Source organism: Synechococcus sp. CCY 9618, assembly GCF_019038415.1.
Classification (GTDB): domain Bacteria; phylum Cyanobacteriota; class Cyanobacteriia; order PCC-6307; family Cyanobiaceae; genus Cyanobium.
In genome coordinates this window covers 1-203 of record NZ_JAFKRG010000078.1, presented here as the reverse complement: position 1 = coordinate 203, position 203 = coordinate 1, and the positions used below count along the sequence as shown (strand labels likewise).

Here is a 203-nt window from a genome sequence, read left to right as displayed (position 1 = left end):
CTGGGCGGCTGGCTCACCGGCACCACCTTCGCCACCTCCTGGTACACCCACGGCATTGCCAGCAGCTACCTGGAAGGTTGCAACTTCCTCACCGCCGCCGTCAGCACTCCTGCCGACGCGATGGGTCACAGCCTGCTGCTGCTCTGGGGTCCGGAAGCCCAGGGTGACTTCGTCCGCTGGATCCAGCTCGGTGGCCTCTGGCC

1 pseudogene is annotated in these 203 nt (G+C 67.5%); it reads left to right on the top strand.

Annotated features, from left to right (window positions below):
• Positions 1-203: pseudogene (locus tag KUG41_RS15220) on the top strand (photosystem II D2 protein (photosystem q(a) protein)); the annotation flags it as partial.